Annotated in this window: 17 protein-coding genes; 14 read left to right on the top strand and 3 right to left on the bottom strand. The window is 62.2% G+C overall.

All coding sequences use genetic code 11. From position 1 onward, the window contains the following. The first annotated feature begins 30 nt into the window (after window positions 1–30). From endA to pheT, 5 genes are all read left to right on the top strand, one after another. Window positions 31–1,080 (top strand): tRNA-intron lyase, encoded by a 1,050-nt coding sequence (endA, locus tag QNM96_RS11665; protein ID WP_283836527.1) that lies wholly within the window; start codon window positions 31–33, stop codon window positions 1,078–1,080. A gap of 316 nt (window positions 1,081–1,396) precedes the next feature. After that, window positions 1,397–3,022, top strand: a complete 1,626-nt coding sequence (locus tag QNM96_RS11660; protein ID WP_283836526.1) for a tryptophan--tRNA ligase — start codon at window positions 1,397–1,399, stop codon at window positions 3,020–3,022. Window positions 3,023–3,170: 148 nt separating this feature from the next. After that, window positions 3,171–4,667, top strand: a complete 1,497-nt coding sequence (locus QNM96_RS11655; RefSeq protein WP_283836525.1) for a hypothetical protein — start codon at window positions 3,171–3,173, stop codon at window positions 4,665–4,667. A gap of 292 nt (window positions 4,668–4,959) precedes the next feature. Continuing rightward, on the top strand, window positions 4,960–6,537 hold the full coding sequence (locus tag QNM96_RS11650; protein WP_283836523.1) for a phenylalanine--tRNA ligase subunit alpha: 1,578 nt from the start codon (window positions 4,960–4,962) through the stop codon (window positions 6,535–6,537). Beyond that, entirely contained in the window at window positions 6,537–8,318 is a 1,782-nt protein-coding gene (gene pheT, locus QNM96_RS11645) for a phenylalanine--tRNA ligase subunit beta (RefSeq protein WP_283836522.1), read from the top strand. The genes QNM96_RS11650 and pheT overlap by 1 nt, the downstream gene beginning before the upstream one ends. A gap of 389 nt (window positions 8,319–8,707) precedes the next feature. Here the strand turns inward: pheT and QNM96_RS11640 are convergent, their stop codons facing one another. Beyond that, entirely contained in the window at window positions 8,708–8,905 is a 198-nt protein-coding gene (locus QNM96_RS11640; RefSeq protein WP_283836521.1) for a hypothetical protein, read from the bottom strand. Window positions 8,906–9,145: 240 nt separating this feature from the next. Here QNM96_RS11640 and QNM96_RS11635 point away from each other — a divergent pair, with 240 nt between their 5' ends. The 4 genes from QNM96_RS11635 to QNM96_RS11620 all read left to right on the top strand — a co-directional run bounded on the left by QNM96_RS11635 (window position 9,146) and on the right by QNM96_RS11620 (window position 12,517). After that, window positions 9,146–9,454 carry a non-histone chromosomal MC1 family protein gene (locus QNM96_RS11635; protein ID WP_283836518.1) on the top strand — a complete coding sequence of 103 codons (309 nt, stop codon included), beginning with the start codon at window positions 9,146–9,148 and terminating at the stop codon, window positions 9,452–9,454. Window positions 9,455–9,804: 350 nt separating this feature from the next. Continuing rightward, a complete protein-coding gene (locus QNM96_RS11630; RefSeq protein ID WP_283836517.1) occupies window positions 9,805–11,130 on the top strand; it encodes an MFS transporter in 1,326 nt (441 codons plus the stop codon). Window positions 11,131–11,181: 51 nt separating this feature from the next. Next, window positions 11,182–11,988, top strand: a complete 807-nt coding sequence (gene pheA, locus QNM96_RS11625) for a prephenate dehydratase (protein WP_283836516.1) — start codon at window positions 11,182–11,184, stop codon at window positions 11,986–11,988. Between the two features lie 73 nt (window positions 11,989–12,061). Beyond that, entirely contained in the window at window positions 12,062–12,517 is a 456-nt protein-coding gene (locus QNM96_RS11620; RefSeq protein WP_283836515.1) for a peroxiredoxin, read from the top strand. Window positions 12,518–12,533: 16 nt separating this feature from the next. On the opposite strand, the gene QNM96_RS11615 is transcribed toward QNM96_RS11620, so the two are convergent. Continuing rightward, window positions 12,534–14,246, bottom strand: a complete 1,713-nt coding sequence (locus QNM96_RS11615; protein ID WP_283836514.1) for a hypothetical protein — start codon at window positions 14,244–14,246, stop codon at window positions 12,534–12,536. A 605-nt stretch (window positions 14,247–14,851) separates the two neighbouring features. Here QNM96_RS11615 and QNM96_RS11610 point away from each other — a divergent pair. The 4 genes from QNM96_RS11610 to QNM96_RS11595 all read left to right on the top strand — a co-directional run bounded on the left by QNM96_RS11610 (window position 14,852) and on the right by QNM96_RS11595 (window position 20,644). After that, window positions 14,852–15,277 (top strand): Hsp20/alpha crystallin family protein, encoded by a 426-nt coding sequence (locus QNM96_RS11610; protein ID WP_283836513.1) that lies wholly within the window; start codon window positions 14,852–14,854, stop codon window positions 15,275–15,277. Window positions 15,278–15,492: 215 nt separating this feature from the next. After that, window positions 15,493–18,150: a leucine--tRNA ligase gene (gene leuS, locus QNM96_RS11605; protein ID WP_283836512.1), complete on the top strand. Its 2,658-nt coding sequence runs from the start codon at window positions 15,493–15,495 to the stop codon at window positions 18,148–18,150. Window positions 18,151–18,278: 128 nt separating this feature from the next. Further along, window positions 18,279–19,097 carry a DUF2071 domain-containing protein gene (locus QNM96_RS11600; protein ID WP_283836511.1) on the top strand — a complete coding sequence of 273 codons (819 nt, stop codon included), beginning with the start codon at window positions 18,279–18,281 and terminating at the stop codon, window positions 19,095–19,097. A gap of 104 nt (window positions 19,098–19,201) precedes the next feature. Further along, the gene (locus QNM96_RS11595) at window positions 19,202–20,644 is read left to right on the top strand and encodes a sugar porter family MFS transporter (RefSeq protein ID WP_283836510.1); all 1,443 of its coding nucleotides are present in this window, start codon (window positions 19,202–19,204) and stop codon (window positions 20,642–20,644) included. A gap of 17 nt (window positions 20,645–20,661) precedes the next feature. On the opposite strand, the gene QNM96_RS11590 is transcribed toward QNM96_RS11595, so the two are convergent. Continuing rightward, a complete protein-coding gene (locus QNM96_RS11590; protein ID WP_283836509.1) occupies window positions 20,662–21,678 on the bottom strand; it encodes an ornithine cyclodeaminase family protein in 1,017 nt (338 codons plus the stop codon). A gap of 149 nt (window positions 21,679–21,827) precedes the next feature. Between QNM96_RS11590 and QNM96_RS11585 the strand changes: the two genes are divergently transcribed. Then, window positions 21,828–22,310, top strand: a complete 483-nt coding sequence (locus tag QNM96_RS11585; RefSeq protein ID WP_283836508.1) for a DoxX family protein — start codon at window positions 21,828–21,830, stop codon at window positions 22,308–22,310. The last annotated feature ends 137 nt before the right edge of the window (window positions 22,311–22,447 follow it).

Here is a 22,447-nt window from a genome sequence, read left to right as displayed (position 1 = left end):
CCCTTTGTGCTGGGCGGCAAAACCGCGACTATGACACTCGAGGGGAGATACGATGAGGATGCGGGCGTCGTCCGCGTCGGCGCGGACGCGCGCCAACGCTATCACGACGCTCGAGGCTACGGCTACCCACTCGAGGGCAACGAGATCGCACTTGCGCCCGTCGAGGCGGCCCACCTGCTCTACCGAGGCGACCTCGAGGCGGTCGTCGACGATGGAGAACGGCTCGAGTTTCGGGACGTGCTCGCTCGCGAACCCGGCACGGATTTCGGGGTCCGGTTTCTGGTCTACGCCGACCTGCGCTCGAGGGGATTTTACCTCTCACCCGCCGAGGAGCCGTGGGTGACCGATCCGCCGGAGAGCGATTTTGCGGTATTCCCTCGCGGCAAGGGACCGAACGACGGCGAGATCGCCTACGCGCTGCAGGTGATCGGCGAGCGGACCGACATCCCGGCGGGAGCGCTTGAGGAGAGCGTCCTCGCCGTGGTCGACGAGGAGAGTGAGATCACCTACTTCGACGTGAACCCGCGAAATCCGACGGGGAGTTCCGCGACAGCGGAGCCGGGCCGCGAGATCGCCGCCGACCTGCTGGCCGATCGAGTCGTCGTCTGGGAGCCCCCGGGAGACCTCTACGAACGGACGTTCTACGGCCAGCCCCTCGAGGGACGGGAGTACGACCGCCCGACGCTGCAGTGTTCCCTGCTCGAGGCCGCACACCTCGCGGATCGGGGGATTTTGGACCTCGAGCCGTCGGTCGTTCGCGAGCGGGGTCGTGAGGTCGAAGGCGAGCGCTTCGAGCGACGGCTCCGGGTGTACAAAACGCTCCGCGAGGACGGCGTGGTTCCGAAGACGGGCTACAAGTTCGGCGCGGACTTTCGGACCTACGCAGAGGTGGAGTCTGTCGACGATCTGGGCCACTCCGAACTACTGGTTCGCGTGCTTTCCGACGATCACGTCTTCGAGCCTCGAGACCTCGCATTGGACGTTCGGCTCGCCCACGGCGTCCGGAAGACGATGGTGTTCGCGCTTGTCAGCGATGATGGGAACGTAGAGTGGTGGTCGCTCGAGCGACTTACACCGTAACAATGTGCTGTAACGGACTGTCTACTGTACTGTAGTGAGAGTGACCCACTCAGGAACAGCCATCGTGCTGGCAACACTGATTTCCACATCCTCCCCAGCCGACTCGTTCGCTCGCTTGGCTCACGGCTTCGCCGTTCGCTGTTCCGCGACGCTTCGCGTCGCGCTCCGCTCATTCGTCCCTCGCACGGCTGTCGATCGCGGTTCGCAACGCGGCGAACCGCGATCGAGCGCGCGCCACTGCTAGTGTCTGGTCGATCACGCCGAATCCATCACGAAGCCGAAGCCTTTTGCGCGCTGGCGCGCCAACACGGTGATAATGACCGGAGACGAGTCACTCGAGGAGTCCGGGGAACCGAGAACAGACGGCGGTGAGCGATCCCGTGGATCGCGATCCTCGTCGAAGCTCCGCTCCGACGGTGGAGCCGCAGGTGCCGACGATGTTGCGCTGGACCCGTGGGGTTCCTCGAGCGTCTCCGACTACCGAAACCTCTTCGAGGAGTTCGGGATCGAGGAGTTCGACGAAATTCTACCCGAAGTACCGGATCCGCACTACCTGCTGCGTCGGGGCGTCATCTTCGGCCACCGAGATTATCGGCCCGTCGCCGAGGCGATGCAAAACGACGAGCCGTTTGCGGCGCTTTCGGGGTTCATGCCGACGGGAGACCCTCATATCGGACACAAGCTGGTGTTCGACGAGATCATCTGGCATCAACAGCAGGGAGCCGACGCGTACGGGCTCATCGCGGATCTAGAGGCCCACTCCGCGCGCGGGTTGACCTGGGACGAGATCGACGAGCACAGCCGGAACTACCTCCTCTCGCTGCTCGCGCTCGGCTTCGATCCCGAGGAGGGCAAACTCTACCGTCAGTCGACCAACCGCGAAGTACAGGATCTGGCGTTCGAACTCGGCGCGGAGGCCAACTTCTCCGAGTTCGAGGCCATCTACGGCTTCGACGGCGAAACCGACGTTTCCCACATGCAGAGCGTCGTCACCCAGATGGCCGATATCCTCTACCCGCAACTCGAGGAGCCAAAACCGACCGTCATCCCCGTCGGCCCGGACCAGGACCCACACGTCAGGCTCGCGCGGGATCTCGCCGAACGGATGCGCTTTTTCAAGGTCTCGAAGGCCTACGCGAGCTTCGAGCTCGACGACGAGGAACGCGAACTCGTCGCCGACTTCTACGACCGCCTCGAGCCCGAGGAGTTCGACGACGACACGCTTCGTTGTGTCCACGTGGCCGACGAACTCGAGCGGACGCCGCTCGAGGAACTCGACGTTCCGGCCGACACCCTCGGCTCGGTCGTCCAGAAGCTGACCGAGGCCGGAAAGGAACCGATCCGGCCGCGAACGCGGTTTTTCAACCGGCGAGCGACCGAGGACGCCTTCGAGGCGCTGATCGAGGCCATCGAGGGCGAAAAGCGGGTCTACGAGAGTCATATTGACGCCTTCGATCTCGACCTTGAGGAAGCGAAAGCCCTCGCCACGGAGGTCGAAGTCGACAACGGCGGCTACGGCTTTCTGCCGCCGTCGTCGATCTACCACCGATTCATGACTGGTCTGACTGGCGGGAAAATGTCCTCGTCGATCGAGGCCTCGCACATCTCCCTGCTCGACGACCCCGAGGAGGGCTACGACAAGGTTAAATCGGCGACGACGGGCGGGCGCGAGACGGCCGACAAACAGCGCGAACTCGGCGGGAAAGCCGACGAGTGTCCCGTTTACGAGCTGTACGCATACCTGCTCGCAGGCGACGACGACGAGTTCGCCAAGGAAGTTTACGACGAGTGTGTCGGCGGCGAGCGACTCTGTGGCGGCTGCAAGGAACAGGCCGCCGAACTGATGCGGGAGTTCCTCGCGGATCATCAGGAAAAACGCGAGGAAGTCGAAGACTTGCTCGAGGAGGCCGACATCGAACTCGATTCGCCGCGGCGCGGATAGATGCCGGATCGTCGGTGACGGGGGATCTCATCGATCGTCGGTCTCTTCGTTCTCGGTTGACCGCTCCCAGACTGTTTTCACTAGTTTCTGAGAATTATTTTGATGTCTGACGTAGATACAAACGGTTGGATACCGAACCGAGAAGACGATGGACCGTCGCCCGCCTCGAGACCCGAGCGAGGACGCACTCGTCTGTGCTGACGTGCTCGGCGCGTTCGGCATCTCTACAGGGGATATCGAGCGCCGAACGACGGGGGATGGTGATCGCCGATCGACTGACGAATCCGCCCTCGAGGAGACGCTAACCGATGCGCTGGAGGATGCGCGGGATCGAACAGCGTTTCTCCGCCGAACGATTTGTGGCGCGGATCGTGGAATCGACTGTTCGGCTCGCTACTCGAGTCGGGATCTCGAAGGCGAATTGGGCGGCGTCTTCGCGTCGCTGGGCTGGTCGGTCGACCTGTTTGCGGATCGGTCGGGACTCGAACTCTCCGTGAGCGGGTCGCAGGACCGAACGCGCGAACTTGCCGTCGACTATCCCGAGACACCACTGGGGTCAGACAACCTGCCGGCCGTCCTTTCGTCGCTCAACGAACGTCTTCTGTCGGGAGTCGGCGCTCGATTCGTCCTCCTCTCGGCGGGTGTCGACCGCTGGCGCGCCGCGCTGATCGAGAGCGACGAACTCGAGGGCCTCCGGGACCGCTACGGAGATCGGATCGAGGCGTTCGAGCGGCCGCTCCGGCCCGAACACGACTGTGAGTTCTACGGCTCCGACGATCCGTCCGAACCGTGGCCGGAGTGGGCGAGCGAGCGAACGCGAAAGCAAACCGGGCGCAGAGCGGGAGGTGAACCGAACTCGAGGAGCGGCGACGGATCCTCGTTTATCACGGAGGCTGAGCCAAGCCGTTCGGCGGACTCGGATCGTTCGGAGCACTTCGATCAGTCCGCGCCGTCTCCGAACGGTTCCGGCGACCCGGACGTTTCGTCGCCCTCGAGCGATTCGCAGGACAAAGCACGGACAGAACCGTCGCGAGACGAACGCACAGCGTCTCGAGAGGACCCGAGCGACTCGAACGGCGAGTACGCTGGTTTCGAACTTGCCGGCGGTTCGCCGACCGTCACTCGATCCGGCGGATCCGTCTCGAGCGAGTCAGTTGCGAGCGATCCAGACCCCGATTCCGGCGGCGTGTCCGACCGAGACGATCGAAACTCGGACGGACGACAACCCGAAACATCTTCGACCTCGGCCGCGAAGCCGATCTCGGCGAGGTCTTGTCGGGACCTCGAGACGGGTTCGGACGACGGCTCGGAATCGGGCTTCGGAACGCTATCTGGTTCGCCGACGACGACCCGCGTCTCGAGCGATTCCTTCGATACGGCCGATGAGACGCAGACGGACGAGGAACGATATCGTGCTCTCGGGGCGGCGCTCGGGACGGGCGAGGACGTTTCGGTGACGGGACTGCTCGAGGACGACGAGTTTCTTCCCGAACTCCCGGCCGTCGAACCGAACGAGACGCGTCTCACGTTCGATGATCCGTTCGAACCCGGCGCGATCGAAGCGGCCAGAGCCCGGTCCGAACAGTCCGGATTCGAGTGGGTCGACTCCGGGTCGCTCGAGACGACGCGGATCTCGAACGGATAGATTCGACTGCAGTCGGAGCTACCCTCATCGGGGAACACGGGACAGTCAGGCGTGCGACCGTCCCGCAAGATTTTTGCTCGAACCGGATCATTTTCCGGGTATGGCAACCGAATCCCACGTTCGTGCCAGCGTCACTCGCAAGCCACAGCGGTCGGTTTCGGGATTCGGCTTCGCTTTTTTCCGGTGAGCGTCGGTGGACGTCCGCGTGGCTCTACCGGGCCCCGCGGGTCGAAACCGACCGCACCGAGTCGGAACCGCTAACTGACCGACCCACAGCCATTGAAGTAAGCGAATGAAACTTCCACACGCACAGGCCGCGGTCGTCGAGACCGCGAGCGCAGACGAGGCACAGTCCGTCGACGCCCTCGCTGCGGCCACCGACCTCCCTACCGAGACCGTCACCGGCGCGGCCTTCGAACTCGAGGAGGAGGGGCTGGTCGCCGTCGAGGAACGGGTCGACGAAACGGTATCGATCACCGAAGAGGGCCGCGAGTACGTCAACCAGGGGCTTCCCGAGATTCGACTCTACGAGGCCGCACTCGAGGCCGGCGCGGCCGACGACCCTATTTCGATGGGGCAAGTCATCGGCGCGTCCGGGCTCGAGGGTCAGGCGGTCGACATCGCGCTATCGAACTACGCCCGGAAAGGGTATGGTTCGATCGACAGCGGCGAGATTACCGCCGATTCCGACGCTGATCCAGGCTCGGATTCGGAGGCTAACGCGCTCGAGGAGACCGCAAGCACGTCAGGGGTCGACGACGGAGCGACGGGAGCCACCGACGACGAGGGTGAAGCCGGATCGTCACCCGCCGACGCACTCGGTATCGACGAGGAAACGCTCGAATCGCTCGAGCGACGAGACCTGCTCGAGCGGAGCGAAACCACCGTTCGATCCGTCACGCTGACCGAACTCGGCGTCACGGAGCTAATGGGTGGAGTCGAGACCACAGAGACCGTCGGACAGGTTACGCCCGACCTGCTCACGAGTGGTGACTGGGAAGACGCCGAGTTCGCCGAGTACAACGTCGAAGCCGACGCGGAGCCGGTACAGGGCGGGAAGGTCCACATTCTGCGACAGACCGCAGATCGCGTGAAAGACGTTCTCGTCGGGATGGGCTTTCAGGAGATGGAAGGCCCGCACGTCGACGCAGACTTCTGGATCAACGACTGTCTGTTCATGCCACAGGACCACCCGGCGCGGACCCATTGGGATCGGTTTGCCCTCGAGCAACCGACTCATATCGAGGACTTACCGGCGGATCTCGTCGACCGCGTCGAACGCGCCCATCGCAAGGGCGTCGGCGACGACGGCGAGGGGTATCACTCGCCGTGGGACGAGGACTTCGCGCGGGCGCTCGCACTACGCGGACACACGACATCGCTCTCGGCGCGCTATCTCTCCGGCGAGGAGACCGGACGACTAGAGCCGCCACAGCGTTTCTTCAGCGTCGAGAAGGTGTACCGAAACGACACCCTCGATCCCACGCATCTCCTCGAGTTCTTCCAGATCGAGGGCTGGGTGATGGCCGAGGATCTTTCCGTGCGCGATCTGATGGGCACCTTCGAGGAGTTCTACGCCCAGTTCGGGATCACGGACATCGAGTTCAAGCCACACTATAATCCGTACACGGAACCGAGCTTCGAGCTGTTCGGAACCCATCCGACGACGGGCGAACTCGTCGAGATCGGCAACTCCGGGCTCTTCCGCGAGGAGATGCTCGAACCGCTCGGCGTCGAGTGTGACGTGATGGCGTGGGGGCTCGCCCTCGAACGCCTGCTCATGTTGATGTACGGTTTCGAGGATATCCGGGATATCCACGGCACGCTGTGCGATCTGGAACTGCTGCGAGAGACGGAGGTGACCTACTAATGCCCACGGTCGAAATCGATCCCAACGAACTGCGCGAGTTGACTAACGCCGACGAAAAGAGCGACGACGACTTAATCGACGATATGTTCGCGCTCGGTCTCGAATTCGAGGGTAGAACCGAGGACGACGAGTTCGAACTCGAGTTCGCGCCCGACCGGCTCGACCGGCTCTCGGTCGAGGGCGTCGCCCGCTCGCTTCGCTACCAGTACGGCGACGACAGGGGCGTCTACGTGCCGAATACGAACTCAGCCGAGTGGACGATCACCGTCGACGAAGCGGTGCCCGAGGAGCGGCCCTACGTTACGGGCGCGGTTGTCCGCGGCGTAAACTTGGACGAGGATGCGCTTGACTCGCTCATCCAGTTGCAGGAAAAGCTCCACGCGACGATGGGCCGAAAGCGCGCGAAAGGAGCGATCGGGATTCACGACCTCACCATGCTCAAGGGGAGTTCGGCCGGGGACGCTGACTCGAGCGTTCGCTACACCGGTGTCACTCCCGAGGAAGACAGTTTCGTTCCGCTGGATGCGGATCGGGAGATGACGCCCGCGGACGTTCTCGAGGATCACCCGACCGGGGAAACCTACGCCGATCTCGTTCGGGATACAGAGCGGTACCCGGCGATCTACGACGAACTCGGTCTGTTCTCGTTCCCGCCGGTGATCAACGGGCGGCGCACGGAGGTCACGACGGGCTCTCGGAACCTATTCGTCGAGTTGACCGGCACCGACCAGTGGACGATCGACAAGATGTGCGCCATCATCTGCTACGCGCTGAGCGCCCGTGGGGGCACCATCGAGGAGGTCACCGTCGAGTATCCGGACCACGACCTGATTCGTCCCGATCTCTCGACGGAGACCAAGACGGTCTCCCACGAACGTATCGAGACGATCCTCGGCATCGATCTCGATCCCGAGGAGGTCATCGATCTGGCCGAACGGGCGGGAATCGAGGCCGAGACGGCAGAAGCCGACGGAGGTCGGAGCGTCGAGCGAGCCGAACGCGACGACCACGACAGCGAGGATCTCGTCTACGAGATGACGATCCCGCCCTACCGCGTCGACGTGCTTCACCCGATGGACCTGATCGACGACCTCGGACGGGCCTACGGCTTCAACGAACTCGAGCCGCGCTACCCCGACGTGGGAACCGTCGGCGGTCGCCACGAGCGGAGTCGCCTCGAGGATGCGACACGCCGCAATCTGGTCGGATTAGGGTTCGAGGATCTCTTGAACTTCCACATGATCAACGAGAAGGAAAACTTCGATCGCATGGCGCTTCCCGCTGACGGCGGCGACGGCGAGCGTGCCGAAGGCGAGGCCGTCTACGGCGCCGGCGAGCCCGCGACGATCAAGGAACCCTACAGCGAGGATTACACCATGCTCCGGACGTGGGTGCTTCCCTCGCTCGTGATGGTCCTCGAGCGAAACACCCACCGCGCGTATCCGCAGGACCTCGCCGAGATCGGCTTCGCGGCCGAGGTCGACGAGTCCGAAAACACCGGCGTCACCGAACGTCGAAGCGTCGGTGCCGTGCTCGCTCGCCACGACGCAGCCTACGAGGACGCGAAGGGACGACTCCAGACGCTCGTGGGTGATTTCGGCGGCGAACTCGAGACGCCCCCGACCGAACACCCGTCGTTCATCGACGGGCGAACCGCCGCGGTCGTCATCGACGGCGAGGAAGTCGGCGTGATCGGCGAACTTCACCCGAAAGTGCTCGTCGAGCACGACCTCGAGGTTCCCGTTGCAGGGTTCGAGTTCGACCTCGAGGTGCTGAACTGAGTAGCGTCTCTGTTGATTGGATGCAGTACGGCTATGATATTTTACCGCGAGCGAACGAAGTGAGCGAGCGGGCCGACGACTGACTCGGAGTGAGCAACGCGAACGGAGAGGAAAGAGGAGTGTCTTCATGAGTGGAACGAACGAAGGCTCGGAAGTCGCAGCCCGCGAACGGAGTGAGCTGGAACGTCTTCTGGTGCTTTTAATCGACGCTAAGCGGGAACGAAACTCCCGCGAGGTTGTCGGCGCTCTGCGCCGACTGCAAGCGATTCCTTCGGAATCACCCAGTCCAAAAGAGTGCCGCGCTCTTTGAGGACTTTGCCGAGGGACACCGCGTTCACGCTAGCTGTGTCTGGCGTGAACTCGGTAGACCACAGCGCAAAACTTCGTCTCTAGAAATTGTGTTCGACTTCCTCCTCGTCGGCTTTCTGGATGATGATCTTTCCGTCTCGAACACGGACGAAGACCTCATCACCGATATCCATGCCCGCCACCTCGAGTTCGTCTTCGTGTAGATTGAGGTGGACGTTGTGGTAGTTTCCGTCCTCGTCTTTGGCGCCGCTTGGACTCAACTTCTTTTTCCGGACCATCGCGGGGTTCTAACTCGAACTTCACTGCAGGATATACTTAAGTGTTTTCTACGCAATATCGATGTACCCCGTCTCGTATGCTGTACGTATGTGAATATATGCGACGACTTTCACGCTCACAATCAATTGGTGGAAGGTGGTGGCGTGTCGAGTTCACTTAAAGATACCGGCGCAGTCGGTCGGTTTTGGGGGATATCTTTATGTCGGACCGTGTGCTGAATTGACATGGAGGGAAAAACCATGGTACGTGAAGATGGTAAGCGAAACTTTGCACTGCGCGCGACGAACGGCAATGAGGAGAGCGTCTTCTCTGGAAACACACCTCGGCAGGCTGCACTCAAGGCAGCACGGCGACTCGAGCCCGGCTCGAGTGAGGATGCCGCCGAGCGAGTCGAACTCCGACTTCGAGAGAAGGGAACGGACAAAGTCCACATCTACAACGGCTGGGCCTGGGAGGAAACTGCGCCAGACGACAAGCCGGACTGGATGCCGGACGAGATCACGGAAGCGAACGTGGCTAAGCAAGGAATCGAACACCTCGAAGAATAATCGGTTGCCGGAGATTCTCGATAGGCTACTTCTCGAGTGACAACTAGCAGAAGACGGGAGTACTCGCCCGAAATCGTCCGGTGTCTGGTCTCAATTAGTTTGGCAGTTGGTGTAAGATTCTGACCGCGTGTCCAGTTTTGTAACATCATAATACGGCCTAGTGCTATGGCTATCTCGTAGTATTGTTATGCCTGACTAAGAAGCACGTTTATGAGTGAGAGACTGGCCATTATTGAATAGAATATGGGCCCGATCGTTCACCAAACTTGCAGTAAAGAAGATGATTGTTCAGTATGGTGTTGGTCCGTCCGCTTATCGACTTCGTCGGACGGGTCACGTGAGGTGGGCGTATGATCGCTCCGAAGTGGAAGAACCTGCTACTCGCGACGGCGATGTTCAATCTCGGGTTCGTGATCTGGTTTTCGTTCGCGCCGTTCACTGGCGATATCGCCGACGAGTTCGGACTCTCGGTGGCCCAGATCGGCATCGTCTCGAGTGCGGCCGTCATCGCCGTTCCGCTCGGACGGATCCTCGTCGGTCCGTTCACCGATCGATTTGGTGCACCGATGATTGCCGGGATCACCCTCGTGGTCGTCGGCATCTTCTCGATTATTAGCGCGTTCTCACAGACCTACGAGGTGTTCGTCGGTTCGCGTATCATCGCCTCGCTGGCCGGGATTACGTTCGTCATCGGAATCCAACACGTTTCACAGTGGTTCGAGGAGGAGAACCTCGGACTGGCTGAAGGGATCTTCGCCGGCATCGGCAACGCCGGTGCGGGACTGGGCGCGTACTTTACCCTCCCACGAATCTTCGGCGAGAACTACGTTGGACCGCTTTTTTCTTCGAACTGGCGAGCAGCGTTTTTTTATACGGGTGTTATCGCGATCGTCCTCGGAATCGTTTACTTCATCTTTGGTGGCGCTGCCAAGACCGAGGAGCGACGCTTGGCGGCGAAAAACGGCGTCAACAGACAACAGTGGCTGTACATCGCGACTCGCCACGGTGCCGTCGTTCTCTCTGCGGCCTACGTGATGACCTTCGGCCTCGAGGTCGCGATGAACGGCTGGCTGGGGACCTACTACCGTGAAGGGTTCGGGCAGGGCGATATCGTGATCGCCGCGACGTTCGCCGCGACGTTCTCGATCGCGGCTGGACTCCTTCGTCCGATCGGCGGCTACACCAGCGACGTGGTCGCTCGCAAGGAGATATCGGTCCTCCCGTGGTTCGAGGGTCGATACCGGGAACAGTGGACCTTCCTAACGCTCGCCTTCGTCGTCCTGACGATGTTCGGGATGACCGCCGCCGGATTGAGCGGGAGCATCTATCTCGCGGTGACCGCCGGCTTCTTCGTCGGCGTCGGCTGTGCGTTCTCCGAAGGGGCGATTTTCGCGCAGGTACCGGCGATGTTCCCGAACAACTCCGGCACTGTCGCGGGGGTCGTCGGGGGTCTCGGAACTATTGGTGGTACGGTCTACCCGCTCGTGTTTTCCGCTCCGTTCCTTCCGAATCTCCACGTCGGCTACGCGATCGTCGGCGCAACGATGATTCCGATTTTGGTCCTCTGTGCGTGGGTGTTCCAGCCGGAGATCGCCGAGAACGCGACCGAGAACGGCTGGTTCGTCACCGGCGACGGATCTACCGGAACCGGTTCAGCCACCGCTATCGACGACTGATCGGACGAAATTCCCGATGGGCTTTTCCTTGCCACCCATAAACAACGGGTGATGACCGTAGTTACCCTCGGACCCGAAGGAACGTACTCACACCGGGCGGCCCAGGCGGTCGACGACGATATCGACTTTCGTCAGTCCGTGACGGCGATCGTCGACGCGGTCGCGAGCGGAGAGTACGATCGGGGTATCATCCCGATCGAAAACAGCATCGAAGGAAGCGTTACGGAGAGTCTCGACGCGATCGCGGAGTACGAAATCGCGATCGTCAGCGAGATCGTTACGCCCATCAATCACGCTCTGCTCGCCCAGTCCGACGATTTCGACACGATCGCGAGCCACTCGCAAGCGCTTGCCCAGTGTCGGTCCTACCTCGAGAGTACGTATCCGGACGCGACCCTCGAGGCCGTCGCGAGCACGGCCCAGAGCGTCGAGTACGCCCGTGAGGATCCCTCGGTGGCCGGTGTCGCCCACCCGGATAACGCGGGCGACGGCATCGAGGTCATCGCCGACGACATTCAGGAGCAGTCCTCGAACGCGACCCGATTCTTCGCGGTTGCCCCGGCGGCGGATCGCTCGCCGGGCGGCGGTAAGACCTCGATCGTTGCCTACCCCGATGTCGACTATCCTGGACTGTTGCTGGAGCTACTCGAGCCATTCGCCAACCGGAACATCAACTTGACGCGACTCGAGTCCCGCCCGAGCGGCGAGCGGCTGGGAGACTACGTGTTCCACATCGACATCGAAGCCGGGCTCTACGAGTCCCGAACCGAGGAGGCCCTCGCCGACCTCGAGGAGCTCGCGGAAAACGGGTGGGTCCGCCGGTTGGGATCGTACGACACCCAACACGTCGTCGAGTAACGCCGCCGTCGCGTTCGCATTTCGAACGGAGCAACCACAAACTGTTTTTCGCCTCACACAGAGCACACAGACGATGGCACTCGAGACTGGCGACGACGCGCCCGAGGTAACCGCACCGAACCAGGACGGAGAGGCGATCTCCCCCGCGTTCGACGAGCCCACCGTCGTCTACTTCTATCCGCGCGACGACACACCCGGCTGCACCGTCGAGGCCAACCAGTTCCAGCGCGAGCGTGACACCTATCGGGACGCCGGCGTCACCGTCTACGGCGTCTCGACCGACGGCGTCGACTCGCATCGAGATTTCTGCGAGCAGGAAGGACTCGAGTTCGATCTACTGGCAGACACCGAAGGCGACGTGGCGGACGCCTTCGACGTCGACCGAAGCGGCGGCGCGGCCGCACGGACGACGTTCTTCCTTGACGACGGCGAGGTGAAGTCGGTTTACGAGAACGTCGATCCCGACGGGCACGCTCGAGCGGTGTTAGGCGACGCACTCGAGGACGGACACGTGACGTTGCCCGAGTAAGACGATCGGCGATCGACTAGCGCTCGCGTTTACGACGAACGAGTGCGACACCGAGCAAGGTGACGCTCGCTCCGATGAACGCGATCGGAACGCCCTGCTCGAGGCTGGTGGTCGTCACACCGATGAAATCGACCGGGACGCCGCCGTTGAGCGGGCCGAGATACCACAGCAGCAGATAGGTGAGTTCGAACGCTCGAGGTGTCCGGCTCCAGATACCCGCCGCGATCGCCAGCGACGGGGCGAACAAGACGGCGCTCGCGAATCCGAGGGCCAATGCTGTCTCGCCCGCCGAGAGGAGTGTGACGAGCAATCCGCTCCCGATGCCGGCGGCCACGAGAACGCCGGCGAGCCACTCCGAGAGCAGTTGGCCGACCGGCCGTCGGGACGAGCGAACGAGCTCTGTCATCTGGTGTTGGTTCGGACGAACGCCCATCTCGGACCAGACGAATATCGGCCACACGTACGCGAGCGGGAAGACGACGGTTCGCAAGGCGTCGACGGGAACGTCCGACGTTCCGCCGGTCGCGAGACCGAAAAGCGGGACGACGACGAACGCGAGGGCACCAGCGTACCACCACCATCGCTGTCCCCGAAGCGCAAGCCGTAGTTCTGCGGCGACGAGGCGTCCGAACCCGCTCGAGTCGCGCGTAGCGACGCTCGTGAGTGACGCGAGATCGATGCCCGACGTCTCGACCGAGTCTAGCGCTGCGGCGGGCTCGGTCGCCGTCGCGTCGTTCTCGCCGCCGGTGGTTCTCTCGGGGCTTCGCGACGTCGTCGTGTCCACGGACGGGAGCTTCGCTGTCAGCCCGAACCGGGCTGTCGACGGCGGACTCTCACTCGAGTCCGCTCGATCGAACGTGATCGTCGCGGCGAGAACGAGCCCGATCGAGGCGACGAGCACCCCGAGTCGCTGGAAGTAAATCCAGAGCGGCCAGCTTTCGACGGCCATAGTGAACGCTTCATCCCCGCCGAACGTTCCCAGAGCTGGAACGCCGCCGCCGTATCCCGGTATTTCGTTCACCGCCGAGGTGGCGGTCACCTCGTAGACTGCGAGCAAGCCGACGATATCGAACGCCGTGATCCAGCGGGGTATCTCCTCTGGAAGCGACTCACCCGCCGGTAAGATGCTGACTAGCGCCATCACCGCAAGGCAAAAGTAGCCGATATTGCCGAGCGTGCCGTCGAGTCGGTCGACCGTTTCGAAAAACAGCGCGAGCGCGCCGACGAGCGCACCAACCGGAAGCGCAAGCACGAACAGCGGACCGAACAACGCGAGTGGATCCGTCGTTCCGACGCCGTTGACGAGATGATACGCGAGTGCGACGAATCCGAGCGTCCCGACGACGACGCCGGCGAGCGCGACGTTGCTCAGCCACTTCCCGAGGAGGTAGGTTCGATCGGACACTGGAACGCTCGCGTGCAATCGATCGAGAGAGTGCAATCGATCGCGCTCGAGCGTGTTTTTCAGCAAGAAGAACCCGCCGAACAGGAGCACGATCGAGCCGGTCAGACCGGCCTTGATCCCGACGACGTCCGCCGTCGACTCCCCGTAATAGTTGACGAACGTATCACCGTCTTCGAGTTGGTACGCGAACTCGATCTGCCCGCTGTTGACGACGTAGCCGACGTACGCGACCACGGCCAGCACGGCCACTAATCGTCGCGAGCGGATTCGTTGGAGGAAATCCGCGCGACCGACGGCGTAGAGTTTGCGTACGGTAGTTTGCATAGTGTTTCGTAATTAGATCGAGAGGCACGTCCTCGAGGGACGCCGTCGACGACTGCGCGAGGACGGCTACATGACGGGTTCCGAGTCGGGCTCGTGGTCAGCCCCGTTACCGAGTCCGGCAGCGTCGACAGGGGTTTCTCAGCCACCCAGGGTGACGCCACCGTTCGTCGTTTCGAACTCGATTCGATGTGATCCGCCGTCGACGATCGCTTCGAGCTCGTCGTCGGTGTCCGTCAGAACCACCGCGCGGTCGGTGTCGAGAGCGAGGTCTCCGTTGTCGTTTCGAACCTCGCGTCCCCCCTCGAGCGCGTTCGTATCGACGGCGACATCGCCGTTGTTCGTCTCGGTGGTCGCGTCGTCGTGTGACCTCGAGCCCCATGTGAAACGAACCGTTACAACTGAGTGCCACGTCGGCCACCAAAATTCCTTGGGTTTTTGAATTGTATTGTATTCTACTAGGTCGCGCCGGAACTAATAGGGGCGGGGCGTGTCGGAAGGCTTTCCAACGGAAGCGCGGAAACCGCGCGGAACGAGTCGGACGTCGATCACGTTCTGTCCTCGAGTCACGGGCAGAATTTATTCTACTCGAGCGCGTACGGTGACCTATGCGACAAAACCCGTTCGACGACCTCGAGGAAATGCTCGACCGAATCAGCAAGCAGGTCGAAGAGGGGATGATCAGCGGCGGCGGTGGCCTCCAGATCCCGGGATCGGTCGCCGTCGACGTCGCCGACCGAGGTGAGGAGTTCGTCGTTACCGCAGATCTGCCGGGCTACGAAACCGACGATATCGAGCTCACGCTCTCGGACGGTTCGCTTCGACTCGAGGCGGCCCGCGAGGACGAAACGGCGTTCGAAGAGGGCGAGTACGTCCGTCGCGAGCGGACGAGCCAGTCAGCGAGTCGGCGGATCCGTCTGCCGGAACCGGTCGACGAAGAGGCGGTTTCGGCGACCTTTACCAACGGCGTGTTGACCGTGACCCTGCCGAAGGTGAGCGGAGACGACGAGTCGAGACAGATCGATATCGAGTAACGAATCGCGCGCCAGCAGGCTCGAGGACGGCCGAGCCGACGAACCGTTCGGGGTTCTCTCGAACGAACCGATGAGTTTTGGTGCAGCGTTTTGCGTGAAGCGATCGACCAACGACAGGAGAGACCAACAGTGACAGCACACAGACAGCGACGAACGCGAACCGACGATTGGATGGAAAGGTATAGGGCGGCGTCCCGAACACACGTAAACAAGAGATGAGCGACGAGGGATACGACCACGTGGCGGTCGAACGGCGCTGGCAGGAGGCGTGGGACGAGGGTGACGCGTACCGGACGCCAGACGACGTCGAGGAGCCGACGTACGTCTTAGGGATGTACCCGTATCCGTCGGGCAAACTCCACATGGGCCACGTCCGAAATTACACGATTACGGACGCGTACGCCCGATACCGTCGGATGACCGGCGACGAAGTCCTCCACCCGATGGGATGGGACGCGTTCGGCTTGCCCGCGGAGAACGCGGCCAAAGAGCGCGATACGAACCCCAGAGACTGGACCATCGACTGCATCGACACGATGCGCGACCAGATGATGTCGATGGGCTTTGGCTACGACTGGTCTCGAGAGATCGCGACCTGTGAGCCGGAGTACTACCAGTGGAACCAGTGGCTCTTTTCTCGGTTTCACGACGAAGGGCTGGTCGAGCGACGCGACGCCGAGGTCAACTGGTGTCCCGAGTGCGAAACCGTCCTCGCCGACGAGCAGGTCGAAGGCGAGGCCGAACTCTGCTGGCGGTGTGACACCCCCGTCGAACAACGGGAACTCGAGCAGTGGTTCCTGAAGATCACCGAGTACGCCGACGAACTGCTCGAGGATATCGACGACCTCGAGGGCTGGCCCAACTCGGTGCGCCAGATGCAACGCAACTGGATCGGCAGGCAGTACGGCACCGAACTCGAGTTTACCGTTGAGAATCACGGCTCCGTTGAGGCCTTCACCACTCGCGTCGACACCATCCACGGGGCGACCTTCTTCGCGCTCGCGCCGGATCACCCGATCAGCGAGGACGTAGCCGCGGAGGACGAGAAAGTCCGTCACTTCATCGAGCACGAGGCCGACCCCGAGGGCGATGAGCCAAACGGCGTCGAAACCGGCCTGACCGCGACCAATCCCGTCACCGGCGACGAGATTCCGGTCTACGTCGCGGACTTCGTCCTCTCGGACGTCGGGACTGGTGCGCTGATGGCCGTTCCGGGTCACGACGAGCGCGACCACGCCTTCGCACAGAAGATGGACGAGGAGATCGTTCCCGTCATCGCTCCCGAACCCGACGATTGGGACGGCGAGACGGACCCCGATGCGCCCAATGTCAATGAGGAGGCGTTCACCGATGATGGCGTCCTCGTGAACTCGGGCGAGTACTCCGGTCTCGAGAGCGAGGCGGCCCGCGAGCGACTCACCGAGGATATCGACAGCGCCGAGGAGGCGACCCAGTACCAGCTTCGTGACTGGGGGATCTCCCGCCAGCGCTACTGGGGAACACCGATTCCCGTCGTCAAGTGCGATACCTGTGGACCCGTGGTCGTTCCCGACGAGGAACTGCCGGTCGAACTACCCGAATTCATCAACACCACCGGCAACCCGCTCGACGAAGCCGAGGAGTGGAAGCGGACGACCTGTCCGGAGTGTGGCGGTGAGGCCACTCGAGAGACGGACACGATGGACACCTTCGTCGACTCCTCGTGGTACTTCCTGCGGTACGTCTCGCCGAATCTCGAGGAGGCACCGTTCGATCTCGAGCGGGCCAACGACTGGATGCCCGTCGACCAGTACGTCGGCGGCATCGAACACGCCGTGATGCACCTGCTTTACTCGCGATTCTTCACGAAGGTGCTCGCCGACCACGAGGGTCTCGAGCACCGCGAGCCCTTTACGAACCTGCTCGCACAGGGTATGGTCCAGCTCGAGGGCGAGAAGATGTCCAAATCCGTCGGCAACGTCGTCTCGCCCCAGCGGATCGTCGAGGAGTACGGCGCGGACACGGCCCGGCTGTTCATGATGCAGGCCGCCCAGCCCGAGCGGGACTTCGACTGGAGCGAAGACGGCGTTAGGTCGACCTACGCCTTCCTGACACGACTGAAGGGGATGGTCCAAGAGTACGCCGAAAGTCCCCCCAACGGCGACGACGACGCTATCACGAGCTACGTCGACGCGGAGATCGACGCGGCGATCGCGATCGCCAGCGAGGAGTACGACGACATGACGTTCAACGCGGCGGTTCGCGAGAGTCAGGAACTGGTTCGGACACTTCGTCAGTACGCCGACTACGCCGAACCCCACGCGGAGACCTACGAGCGAGGGCTGTCGGCGGTCGTCCGATTGCTGGCTCCGGTCGCGCCCCATCTCACCGAGGAGCTGTACGACGCCCTCGGTCACGACGAGTTCGTCGTCGACGCCCCGTGGCCGACCGCGACGGTTGACCGCGAGCACGTTGACAAGCGGCGCAGTCTGGTCGAGAACACCCGCGAGGACATCCGTCAGATCATCGACGTCGCCGGCATCGAGGATCCGAAATCGATCGACGTCGTCGTCGCTCCGGAGTGGAAATACGACGCCTTGGAGATCGCGATCGAGAGCGACGCCGACAACCTGATCGGCGAACTCATGCAGAACCAGGAGATCCGAGAGCAGGGCGACGCGGCGGCCAGCTACGGACAGGATCTGCAGGTCGAGCGAGAGGCGCTCACCCGAACGCTCGAGGCCGAGGCCGAACACGCCGCCCTCGAGTCGGCCGCGTGGTTGATCGAGCGGGAGTTCGACGTGCCGGTTCACGTCGTTCGCGCAACTGAAGTCAGCGACGATGTGCTTCGAAACGCCGAACCCGGTCGACCCGCAATCGAGATCGAAGACTGACTTCGGCGCGATTGGGCGCGATTGATTGGAAGAGGCCACGCCCACCTGCTGTCTTGAGTACCCGGCAACGCACCCGCGTTCTTTTATCCGCTCGTTCCCCGTACAAACGTCCACTCCGTCGGATCGCGATGAACTCCGAACAGACTTCCACGAACGTCGATAGAACCGACCGATCACGTCGCGGTCGCCGCCGCAGGCGAGATCGGCCGCGGACGCCCCACGTCGCCTCGATGACCTGGCGGGACGGGCTGTTCGTCCACTGGCCGATAGATCACGATGCGCTTCGATCGCATGTCCCGGACTCGCTCCGTCTCGAGACCCGAGACGGTTCGGCCTGGATCAGCGTTCTTCCCTTCGTCCTGTCAAACGCCGGGATTCGCGGGTCGCCCGAACTCACCCGGTTCGCATTTCCCGAAATAAACGTGCGGACGTACGTTCAGTACCGCGGCGAACCGGGTCTGTTCTTTTTCAGTATCGACGTCGGGAACCCGATCGTCGCGACCGCTATCGGCAGAACAACCCGTCTGCCGGTCTACAACTCTCGAATGCACGTCGGCAGGGCCGACGATCGCGTCTCGTTCTCGAGCGAACGAACGACCGATCGCTGGCAGACCGATTTGTTCTCGGACGGCAGGCCGACGACCGACGGTCGAGGACGATTTTCGGCCAGCTACGAGCCGGACGGTGCCGTTTATACGGCCGAACCTGGATCGCTCGAGTACTGGCTCACAGCTCGAAAGCGGTTTTACGCGCCCGAGAGCCGCGGCGTTATGACCGGCGAGATCGCCCACGAACCGTGGCCGCTTCGGCCGGTGACGGCGACGATCCACGAAAACGACCTCTTTCGATCGAACGGCTTACCGGAGCCGAACGCGGACCCCATCGTTTCCTACTGTGAACGGCTCGAGATGACTGGATCGATACTCCGTCGAATCCGTCAGGATTGATCTCCGGATGGGTGTTTTTCTCATTCGCGACTACTGTTGACAACGGCACCTGATACCGATGAGTTTGTTAACTCCGGTCTGAAAGAATCTTTCACACACTACCAATGTCGTCTACTCAGACAGGCGCGGCAACCGGCGATCGGAACTCGTTCGTGTACGTCGTTGCGGGTCTGGCAGCCCTCAACGGCTTACTGTTCGGATTCGATACCGGTGTGATCTCCGGTGCGATGCTCTACATCCGACAGACGTTCGAGCTGACGACGCTTCTTGGGTTCTCGGTGAACCCCTCCTACGTCGAAGGGGTAATCGTCAGCGGCGCGATGATCGGCGCGATTTTCGGGGCTGCACTCGGCGGTCGACTCGCGGACCGGCTCGGCCGTCGCCGGCTCATTCTCGTCGGCGCAGTGGTCTTTTTCATCGGCTCGCTTATCATGGCGGTCGCACCGACGGTGGAGATACTTATCCTCGGCCGGATCATCGACGGTGTCGGCGTCGGCTTCGCGTCCGTCGTCGGGCCGCTGTACATCTCCGAAATCTCGCCGCCGAAGATCCGCGGTTCGCTGGTCTCGCTCAATCAACTGACGATCACGAGCGGCATCCTCATCGCGTACCTGGTGAATCTCGCCTTCTCGAGTGGCGGCGAGTGGCGCTGGATGCTCGGGCTCGGAATGGTCCCCGCGGCGATCCTCTTTGCTGGAATGCTCTTTATGCCCGAAAGTCCTCGATGGCTCTACGAGCAGGGCCGCGAGGCGGATGCGCGCGAGGTGCTTTCTCGAACCCGCACGGAGGGGCGAGTTAGCGACGAACTCGAGGAGATAAAAGAGACGATCCGGACCGAGTCCGGCACCCTTCGGGATCTGCTCGCGCAGTGGGTTCGTCCAATGCTGATCGTCGGCGTCGGTCTGGCGGCGTTCCAGCAGGTTACCGGAATCAACACGGTGATGTACTACGCCCCGACGATCCTCGAGTCGACCGGCTTCGAGGATACCGCGTCGATTCTCGCAACCGTCGGAATCGGTGCGATCAACGTCGTCATGACCGTGGTCGCCGTCTTGCTAATCGATCGAACCGGTCGTCGACCGCTGTTGCTGACGGGGCTCGCGGGGATGACCGGAATGCTCGCGGTCCTCGGTGCGGTGTTCTATCTGCCCGGTCTTTCGGGTGTTATCGGTTGGGTCGCGACGGGAAGCCTGATGCTGTACGTCGCCTTCTTCGCGATCGGCCTCGGACCGGTGTTCTGGTTGATGATCTCCGAAATATATCCGATGGAGGTTCGGGGAACCGCGATGGGCGTCGTTACGGTCGTCAACTGGGCCGGCAACCTAATCGTCTCGCTGACGTTTCTCCGACTCGTCGACGTCTTCGGCCAGTCCGGAACGTTCTGGCTCTACGGCGCGTTTTCGCTACTTGCGCTCGTCTTCTGTTACAAACTCGTTCCCGAAACGAAGGGCCGGTCGTTAGAGGAGATCGAAGAAGACCTGCGCGAGACGGCGGTCGGAAACGGTCTCGAGGACCGCTCCTCGAAAGCGACGAAAACCGACGACTGATCGCAGATCGGTGCGAGCTATATTCCGGTGTCGATCATTCCGAACTCGTCGCCGTCGCCCCGTTCTCGAGCGTTCTCGTAGACGACGTGAGCCGCCGCCACGTCCTGAATCGCGAGCCCGGTCGAGTCGAAGACCGTGACGCCCGTTTCGTCGGTTCGGCCCGCTTTCTGCCCGACGACGAGTTCGCCGATCTCGCCGTGGATATCCGAATCCGTCAGGGCACCGGTGCCATAGGGGACGTTGATCTCGCCCGAATGAGTACACTGCTCGTGGTCGTCGATGACGACCGTGGCCGATTGCAGGAGAGCGTCCGTCAGTTCGTGTTTGCCCGCCGCGTCGGCCCCGATCGCGTTAATGTGGGTGTGGTCGCCAACGTCTTCGGTGCTGACGACGGGATCTTCGACGGGTGTCACCGTCGAGAGCACGTCGCAGTGGCCCGCTTCCGAAATCGAGCCGCTCCGGATGTCGAACTCATCCTCGAACGTTTCGATGAACCGCTCGAGGCGCGCCTCGTCGAGGTCCGAGACGACGACCTCTTCGATCGACCGGACGGCCGCGATGGCCTCGAGTTGCGTGTACGATTGGACGCCAGCACCGACGATTCCCAGGCTCGAGGCGTCCTCGAGGGCCAGATAGTCCGTCGCGACGGCCGCGGCCGCGCCGGTCCGTTTCATCGTCAGCTCGGCTCCGTCCATGATCGCGAGCGGGAACGCCGTCTCGGGATCGGAGTAGATCATCGTCCCGAGGACGGTCGGCAGGTCGTGATCGGCCGGATTGTCGGGGTGGACGTTGACCCATTTCAGCCCGGCGGCGTCCCACCCGTCGGAAGCAGTAGAATCACTTTCTCGAACCTCGAGGTAGGCCGGCATCGAGCGGAAGTCGCCGTTGTACTGTGGCAGATCGATGTAGGATTTGGGCGGCATCTGCGCGTCGCCGCGTTCGTAGGCCCCAAAGGCGTCTTCGACCGCTCGAACCACGTCCGTCATTCGAGCGTTTTCGTCGACGGCTTCGCTATCCAGAAGGAGTGTATGCATGCGTGCAAATATTGCGCGATGCTATTTAGTTTGTGTCAAATGGATCGCGTTCGGTCGTCCGGACGATCAACTCTCGAGCGACCAGCGTTATTTCTGACATTGAACTCTGTGGAGTCAAGCATATATGCGCGGGAAGGGAACACACGGCTATGGTTGATGGTAATTCACTCGAACGAATCGGAACGCAGTGGAGTCCCGTAATTCTTCGACTGGCGCTCGGAATTGTCTTCGTCGTCGCGGGTGCCGGAAAGGTTCTCGAGGTCGGCCCGAAGGCGAGCGGAATCGCCGGCTTTACCGATATGCTCGCCGGACTCGGCGTTCCGCTCCCGGCGCTGTTCGCCTGGTCCGTGGGACTGTTTGAGCTGTTCGGCGGACTTCTCCTATTGCTCGGACTATTCACCAGATACACCGCGGCCATCCTCGCCGTCATCATGGCCATCGCAACCGTCCTCGTCCACCTCCCCGAGGGATTCGTCGCCGGCGAGGGCGGCATCGAGTACACGCTTGTCCTGACGCTTACCTCGATTTCCCTCGCGTTGAGCGGCCCGGGAGCGGCGTCGATCGAGCGACACCTCTTCGACGAAGAACTGTTCGTTCCGACGGACTCGAGTAGCGGTCAACAGGCCGGCTAACTGTCGGTTCGGTGTCGCTACTCGAGGTCGCTGAGAACGCAAAAGGAGGAACGAACCGGACGTGAAGTCCGTTTTTTGGTCGTTCCTCGAGTACGGGCCGGCGTTTTGGTTGATCGGTTAGGTAGGGGTAAGATCGC

Source organism: Halostagnicola sp. A-GB9-2 (assembly GCF_030068615.1).
Classification (GTDB): Archaea; Halobacteriota; Halobacteria; order Halobacteriales; family Natrialbaceae; genus Halostagnicola.
Note: the sequence above shows the minus strand (reverse complement) of the source record. Positions and strands in the feature narration are given on the sequence as shown.